The 7,203-nt window shown below is 69.5% G+C and carries 8 protein-coding genes; 6 read left to right on the forward strand and 2 right to left on the reverse strand.

The window, feature by feature from the left end:
* The 4 genes from EJC49_RS24170 to EJC49_RS24185 all read left to right on the forward strand — a co-directional run.
* Window positions 1–276, forward strand: a 276-nt coding sequence (locus EJC49_RS24170; protein WP_280960065.1) for a glycine cleavage T C-terminal barrel domain-containing protein, incomplete at its 5' end; no start/stop codon positions are given.
* A 5-nt stretch (window positions 277–281) separates the two neighbouring features.
* The gene (gcvH, locus tag EJC49_RS24175) at window positions 282–650 is read left to right on the forward strand and encodes a glycine cleavage system protein GcvH (protein WP_126702491.1); all 369 of its coding nucleotides are present in this window, start codon (window positions 282–284) and stop codon (window positions 648–650) included.
* A gap of 8 nt (window positions 651–658) precedes the next feature.
* Window positions 659–3,469, forward strand: coding sequence for an aminomethyl-transferring glycine dehydrogenase (gene gcvP / locus EJC49_RS24180; RefSeq protein ID WP_126702492.1), 2,811 nt, complete (start codon window positions 659–661; stop codon window positions 3,467–3,469).
* Window positions 3,470–3,602: 133 nt separating this feature from the next.
* Window positions 3,603–4,199: a methylated-DNA--[protein]-cysteine S-methyltransferase gene (locus EJC49_RS24185; RefSeq protein ID WP_126702493.1), complete on the forward strand. Its 597-nt coding sequence runs from the start codon at window positions 3,603–3,605 to the stop codon at window positions 4,197–4,199.
* Between the two features lie 17 nt (window positions 4,200–4,216).
* Here EJC49_RS24185 and EJC49_RS24190 read toward each other — a convergent pair whose 3' ends face one another.
* Window positions 4,217–4,534: a hypothetical protein gene (locus EJC49_RS24190; protein WP_126702494.1), complete on the reverse strand. Its 318-nt coding sequence runs from the start codon at window positions 4,532–4,534 to the stop codon at window positions 4,217–4,219.
* A gap of 358 nt (window positions 4,535–4,892) precedes the next feature.
* On the opposite strand from EJC49_RS24190, the gene EJC49_RS24195 reads away from it, so the two are divergent.
* Both EJC49_RS24195 and EJC49_RS24200 read left to right on the forward strand, forming a co-directional pair.
* A complete protein-coding gene (locus EJC49_RS24195) occupies window positions 4,893–5,102 on the forward strand; it encodes a cold-shock protein (RefSeq protein WP_126702495.1) in 210 nt (69 codons plus the stop codon).
* A gap of 216 nt (window positions 5,103–5,318) precedes the next feature.
* Window positions 5,319–6,221 (forward strand): NAD(P)-dependent oxidoreductase, encoded by a 903-nt coding sequence (locus EJC49_RS24200; protein WP_126702496.1) that lies wholly within the window; start codon window positions 5,319–5,321, stop codon window positions 6,219–6,221.
* A 6-nt stretch (window positions 6,222–6,227) separates the two neighbouring features.
* Here the strand turns inward: EJC49_RS24200 and EJC49_RS24205 are convergent.
* The coding region (locus EJC49_RS24205; RefSeq protein ID WP_210211864.1) for an EAL domain-containing protein at window positions 6,228–7,203 on the reverse strand (976 nt) is incomplete at its 5' end.

The following is a 7,203-nucleotide window of genomic DNA, read 5'->3' on the forward strand; positions in this document are numbered from 1 at the left end:
GCATCCGGGCCGGTGCGCCGCCGCGTCGGGCTGAAGCCGGACGGCCGCCAGCCGGTGCGCGCCGGCGCGATCATCCGCGACGACCACGGCGCGGAGGTGGGCATCGTCACCTCGGGCGGCTTCGGCCCCTCGGCCGGACACCCGGTCGCCATGGGCTTTGTCCGCGCCGATCTCGCGGGCGCCGATGTCCCGCTCCACACCGAAATCCGCGGCAACCGCATCGCGCTCGCCGTCCACCCGCTTCCCTTCACGCCGCATCGCTACCGCAGAGGATGACCAGCATGGCAGCCACCTACTTCACCGAAGACCACGAATGGATCCGCGTCGAGGGCGACACGGCGACCGTCGGCATCACCGACTACGCCCAGGAACAGCTCGGCGACCTGGTCTTCGTCGAACTGCCCGACGTCGGCCGCACGCTCGCCAGGGGCGATGCCGCCGTCGTGGTGGAATCGGTCAAGGCCGCGTCGGACGTCTACGCCCCCTGCGACGGCGACATCGTCGCGGTCAACGAGGCGCTGTCGGGCGATCCGGCGCTGGTCAATTCGGCGGCCACCGGCGACGGCTGGCTGTGGAAGATGAAGCTCGCCGACGCCTCGCAGCTCGACGGGCTGATGGACGCCGCCGCCTACGACAAGCACATCGCCTAGGAGCCGCCATGACCGCCGCCGCCCGTATCCTTCCTTTCGCCGACCGCCACATCGGCCCCGGTCCCGACGACGAACGCACCATGCTGAAGGCGCTCGGGCTGACCTCGCGCGAAACGCTGGTCGCCCAGGCGATCCCGCAGTCGATTCGCCTCGACCGGCCGCTCGACCTGCCCGCGCCGGCTTCGGAGGCCGAGGCGCTGGCCGAGCTCGGCGCCATCATGGCGAAGAACACGGTGGCCCGCAGCTTTCTCGGCCAGGGCTATCACGGCACCTTCGTTCCACCGGTGATCCAGCGGAATCTGTTCGAGAATCCGGCCTGGTACACGGCCTATACGCCTTACCAGTCGGAGATCAGCCAGGGGCGGCTGGAACTGCTGTTCCACTTCCAGACCCTGGTGACGGAGCTGACCGGCCTGCCGGTCGCTTCCGCCTCGCTGCTCGACGAGGCGACGGCGGTGGCCGAAGCCGTCGGCGTGGCGCTGCGCCATCATCGCGACAGGCGCCATCGCATCGCGCTTTCCGGGACGCTGCACCCGCAGGTGCTCGACGTGGTGAAGACCCGCGCGACCGCGCTCGACGTGACCGTGGAAACGGGCGAGGCCGACGACGCGACGGCCGCGCTCATCGTGCCCTGGCCGGACACGAACGGCGTCTACGGCGATCACACGGCCGCGATCCGCGCGGCGAAGGCGGCGGGCGCGCTGGTCATTCTCGTCGCCGACCCGCTGGCCCTGACGATCACGGCCTCGCCGGCACGTCTCGGCGCCGACATCGCCGCCGGCTCGATGCAGCGCTTCGGCGTACCGATGGGCTATGGCGGGCCGCACGCGGCCTATCTCGCGGTCTCCGAACCGCTGACGCGGCTGATGCCCGGCCGGCTCGTCGGCCAGTCCGTCGACCGCCATGGCCGCCCCGGCTACCGGCTGGCGCTGCAGACCCGCGAGCAGCACATCCGCCGCGACAAGGCGACGTCGAACATCTGCACCGCGCAGGCGCTTTTGGCCAACATGGCGGCCGCCTATGCCATCTGGCACGGGCCGGAGGGCCTGCGCGCCATCGCCACCCGCATCCATGGCCTCGCCGCGCGTTTTTCGGCGGCGGTATCGTCCGAAGGGTTCGGCACGGCGGGCGACCGCTTCTTCGACACCGTGACCGTGCGCACGACGGGAGATGCCGAGGCGATCGCCGCGAAGGCGCAGGCGCAAGGCATGCTGCTGCGCGTCCTCGATGCCGACCGCATCGGCGTCAGTTTCGACGAAACGACGACGGAGGCCGAGCTTGCGGCACTGGGCGCGCTGTTCGGCGCGGCCGTGCCCTCGACCGCGCAGGCCGCCCTGCCCGCGCTGCGGCCGCTCGGCGGCTTCATGACGCAGCCGGTGTTTCACCAGAGCCGCTCGGAAACCGAGATGATGCGTTTCCTGCGCCGGCTGGCCGACAAGGACCTGGCGCTCGACCGGGCGATGATCCCGCTCGGTTCCTGCACCATGAAGCTGAATGCGGCGGCCGAGATGATGCCCGTGTCGTGGGGCAGCGTCGCCGGCTTGCATCCCTTCGCGCCGGCCGCGCATGCCGCCGGCTACAAGGCGATGACCGACGACCTCGAACGATGGCTGGCCGAGATCACCGGCTTCGACGCCGTGTCGCTGCAGCCCAACGCGGGCAGCCAGGGCGAATATGCCGGATTGCTGGCCATCCGCCGTTTCCACGAGGCGAATGGCGACACGGATCGCACCGTCTGCCTCATCCCGTCGTCGGCGCACGGCACCAATCCGGCCAGCGCCGCCATGGCCGGGATGCGGGTCGTCGTGGTGAAGTGCACCGACGAAGGCGACATCGACGTCGAGGATCTGCGCGCCAGGGCCGGCCAGCACGCCGGCCAGCTCGCGGCGCTGATGATCACCTATCCCTCCACGCATGGCGTCTTCGAGGAAGGCGTCAAGGAAATCTGCGCCATCGTCCACGCGCATGGCGGGCAGGTCTATCTCGACGGCGCCAACCTGAACGCCATGGTCGGCCTCGCCCGGCCGGGCGACATCGGCGCCGACGTCTGCCACATGAACCTGCACAAGACCTTCTGCATCCCGCATGGCGGCGGCGGGCCGGGCGTCGGGCCGATCGGCGTCAAGGCACATCTGGCGCCCCACCTGCCCGGGCACGTCGCCTGGGGCAACGGTCACGCCGTGGCCGGCGCGCCCTATGGCAGCGCCTCGATCCTGCCGATCACCTGGATGTACATCCGCATGATGGGCGCGGCCGGCCTGAAGCACGCGACCGAGACCGCGATCCTGTCGGCCAATTACGTCGCCGAACGGCTGAAGCAGCACTATCCCGTGCTGTTTTCGGGCCGCGACGGCCGCGTGGCGCATGAGTGCATTCTCGACACGCGCGTGCTGAAGGAGACGGCCGGCATCGGCGTCGAGGACATCGCCAAGCGCCTGATCGACTACGGTTTTCACGCGCCGACCATGTCCTGGCCGGTGGCGGGCACGCTGATGGTCGAGCCGACCGAATCGGAGCCGCTGGCCGAGATCGACCGCTTCTGCGAGGCGATGATCGCGATCGCAAGCGAAGCCGGCAAGGTGGCGTCGGGCAAGTGGCCGAAGGACGACAACCCGCTGGTCAACGCCCCCCACACCGCCGCCGAGACCATGGCCGACGACTGGTCGCATCCCTATCCGCGCAGCACCGCCGCCTTTCCGCTCGGCACCGGTGACGCGGCCGGCATGAAATACTGGCCGCCGGTGTCGCGCATCGACAACGTCGCCGGCGACCGCAACCTCGTCTGCGCCTGCCCGCCGATCGAGGCGCTGGCGAGCTGAGGCCGGCGCGTCTCCGTCCACCGTCGCGAGCCAGTGCGCGGCAGTGGAAAATGCGCCCGGCGGCGGCTTCGTTCTTGCTACGTTCCATGTTCGCCGATAGGATCATGCGACATTGGACACGTCCCGGACCGCCATGGAAGCAACCGCATCCGGCCATTTCCTGTTCGAAACCGCGCTCGGCGTCGTCGGCATCGCCTGGACGCCGCGCGGCATCACGCGGCTGCAACTCCCCGGACGTGACCCCGCCGACACCGAACGTCTGCTGACGGCCGTCCGCAATGGGTTTCCGCGTCCCGAGTGCACCGCCGACGCCAGGGTGCGGCTGGAGCGGCTCCTGCCGCCGACGATCGCCGCGGCGGTGGCCCTGTTGCGCCGCTATGCGCTGGGGGAGCCGGTCGCTCTCGCCGCGATCCCGGTCGACCTGCCGTATGTGTCGGAGTTCCGCCGCGCCGTCTACCGCGCCGCCCGTCGGATCGGCCATGGCGAAGTGCTGACCTATGGCGAACTGGCCGAGCGCGCCGGCCATGCGGGCGCCTTTCGCGAAACGGGAACCGCCATGGGCGCCAATCCCGTGCCGCTGCTGGTGCCCTGCCACCGGGTGCTGGCCGCCGGCCGCAAGCCCGGCGGCTTTTCGGCGCCGGGCGGCGTGGCGACCAAGCTGCGGCTGCTCGCGCTGGAAGGAATCAGGCTGGAGGCCGCGGATCCCGCGCAGGCGAGCTTCGGCTTTTGAGACGGCCGTGCCTTCGGCTAGTCGCGGAACCGGAACACGTTCTCCCGGTCGTAGGACTTGCACGTGAGAACGTAGCAGCTTCGGTCGTCCCGGGTCGGCACCGACGATCCGACCGCCACCTCGCCCACCGAGCAGAACCGCCCGCCGCTCACATAGCGGTCGTAGAGGGTCAGGCTCGGATTGCGCGCCGAACGGTAGCGCAGAATGACCGCCCCCTCGCGCTGCACCGCGGCCTGGACCTGGCCGCAGCTCATGCCTTGCGAATTGTAGCGGGAAATGGCGTGCGCCGGCGCGGCGAGCATGGTGGCCGCCAGCGCGATCAACAGAACTTTCATCTTGGTTCCTCCTTGGTGCCGGCCCGAAACGCACAGGCGGGAATCACAGCGCCGGGATTGCGGCGGGGTTGGGGCGTGAGCGCCCCACGCTCGCCGTGTTTCTGGAACGGCGCAACCGGCTCTCCGTTCCCTGCCGAAGCATAGCGCCGCGCGGGGCGCGCGGCTGCTAAAAAACTCTCACTTCCAGTATCTTGTCTGTGATCGCGGCAGCGTATATGTTGGCACCGTTGAAATTTTCGGCCGATCGATCTGGCTGCCCGCGAAGTTCGCGTTTGCTCGGTTCTATCTCCAAAATCTCGATATCCCCGACCACCATTCGTGGGGGTCAACCGAAGTTGCAAACGCAAGGAATATCCACATGGCAACTGGCACCGTAAAGTGGTTCAACGCGACCAAGGGCTACGGCTTCATCCAGCCCGACAATGGCGGCGCTGACGTGTTCGTCCACATCTCGGCCGTCGAGCGCGCCGGCATGACCAGCCTCAACGAAGGCCAGAAGGTCTCTTTCGAGATCGAGCAGGACCGTCGCACCGGCAAGTCCGCCGCTGGCAAGATCACCGCGGCCTGATCGCGACCGATCGCGCGGACGCCTGACCCGGGTGACCGGCCGGGACGTCGCGAAACGACAGACCGCCTCTGGCGGATCGAAAGGCGGGGCTGGTCCCCGCCTTTTTCATTGCCGCGCGGCCCGTGTGTCGGACGCGCCGCACCGGCCGGCGAAAGGCTCGAGTGACGACGCCGGCCGAACCCTCTATCCTGCCGCCCGACATGGAGGAGGAACGGCATGGCACAGGAACGCATCGGCTTCGTCGGCATCGGATTGATGGGGCGCGGCATGGCGAAGAACATTCTCGCCAAGGGCTACGATCTCACCATCCTCGCCCACCGGCGCCGCGAGGCCGCTGAAGAACTGGTGGCGTTCGGCGCGCACGAAGCGGATTCGGCCCGCGAACTGGCGGAACGCTGCGACATCGTCATCCTCTGCGTCACCGGCAGCCCGCAGGTCGAGGCCATCATCCACGGGCCGAACGGGCTGGCGAGCGCCGGGCGGCCGATCCTGATCATCGACTGCTCGACCTCCGACCCGTCGTCGACGGTGCGGCTGGCGACCGAACTCTCGGCCAAGGGCATGGCTCTCGTCGATGCGCCCCTGTCGCGCACGCCGAAGGAGGCGGAGGCTGGCACGCTCGACGTCATGGCCGGCGGTCGCGAGGCCGACATCGAGCGCGCGCGGCCGGTTCTGGCGACCTTCGCCCAGAAGATCGTCCACACCGGGCCGGTCGGCTCCGGTCACACGATGAAGCTCCTCAACAATTTCCTCTCGCTGGGCTACGCCGCGATCTATGCCGAGGCGCTGGCGCTGGGCGCCAAGGCGGGGCTCACCGCGCAGGTCTTCGACAGCGTGATCAGCGGCGGGCGGATGGATTGCGGCTTCTACCAGACCTTCTTCAAATACGTGCTGGAACGCGACCGCGACGCTCATCGCTTCGCGCTCGCCAACGGCCTGAAGGACCTGAGCTATCTGTCGGCCTTCGCCAACGCCACGCAGACGCCCAATCCCGTCGGCGCGGCGGTGCGCAATTCCTTCGCGCTCGCCGTCGGCACCGGCCACGGCGAGGACTTCGTGCCGATGCTGTCGGACATCGTCGCCGAATTGTCGGGAGTGGTCGCCAAGCCGTCCGGGTGAGGCCGCTCAGCGGCGAGCGGCCGGCTCGCCGCCGCCGATCAGGTCGCGGATGAGAAGCGAGGATTCGTCGATGATCGTGCCGGCGAGCGCGGGGCGCGCCAGCAGATAGCCTTGCAGCAGATCGGCCCCCGCATTGACCGCCGCGCTCAGTTGCCGCGGCGTCTCGATGCCCTCGACCAGGATGGCGCAGCCGAGATCGCCAAGGCGCGCAAACAGCGCCGGCAGCATCCGCAGGGCCGTGGGCCGCGCCACGACCGCACGGAACCACGCCGCATCGATCTTGACCGTGTCGGGACGCAGAACCCTGACGCGCTCGGCCGTCGAATGGCCGGCTCCGAAGTCGTCGACGGCCAGCCTGACCCCGATCGCGCGCAGCTCCCTTGCGAGCACCAGCAGGCGTGCGTCGTTGCCGGCCTGCTCCGTGATCTCGCAGGTGACGAGTTCGGGCGCGACGCCCTCCTCCGCGAGCATCCAGGCGAGATGTTCCACGTCGTCGCCGGTGAAGCCGGGATCGACGTTGAAGAACAGCTGCATGCCCGGCAGCCCCATGTTGTGATGGTTGCGCACGTGCAGCATCCGGCACAGCTCTTCGAGCGCGGCGCGCCGGGTCCCGTCGACGAGGCCGAAGATTTCGTCCGGCCGCACGCTCGCCCGGCCGCGCATGCCCGTGACCAGCGCCTCGACGCCGAAAGGCTGCAGCCAGTCGCCTTCCACGCCGTAGAGCGGCTGGTAGCTGCTCTTCAGCACCAGGTCGCCGAAGCGGCCATAGGCGATGCCGACCTCGTCGACCAGCAGCTCCGGCTGGCGGTCGTCCCGGTCGTGGACGGCGCGACCGGCGACGACGCCCGCTCGACCGGAAGATGGGGGAACGATCCGTGGCGCCATGACGACGGGCCTCACCGGGCCGGGCCGCGGCGGCCGAAGGCGCGAACCTTCGGCTGCGGCCGCGTCGCCGTCGCCGTCGCCGTCGCGGGGACGGCGT

Origin of the sequence: Aquibium carbonis (assembly GCF_003970795.1) — a bacterium.
Classification (GTDB): Bacteria; Pseudomonadota; Alphaproteobacteria; order Rhizobiales; family Rhizobiaceae; genus Aquibium; species Aquibium carbonis.

Bases quoted from the DNA above. Each gene is read 5' to 3' on its own strand.
- gcvH (WP_126702491.1), top strand. From the start codon at position 282: ATGGCAGCCACCTACTTCACCGAAGACCACGAATGGATCCGCGTCGAG.
- gcvP (WP_126702492.1), top strand. From the start codon at position 659: ATGACCGCCGCCGCCCGTATCCTTCCTTTCGCCGACCGCCACATCGGC.
- EJC49_RS24185 (WP_126702493.1), top strand. From the start codon at position 3,603: ATGGAAGCAACCGCATCCGGCCATTTCCTGTTCGAAACCGCGCTCGGC.
- EJC49_RS24190 (WP_126702494.1), bottom strand. From the start codon at position 4,534: ATGAAAGTTCTGTTGATCGCGCTGGCGGCCACCATGCTCGCCGCGCCG.
- EJC49_RS24195 (WP_126702495.1), top strand. From the start codon at position 4,893: ATGGCAACTGGCACCGTAAAGTGGTTCAACGCGACCAAGGGCTACGGC.
- EJC49_RS24200 (WP_126702496.1), top strand. From the start codon at position 5,319: ATGGCACAGGAACGCATCGGCTTCGTCGGCATCGGATTGATGGGGCGC.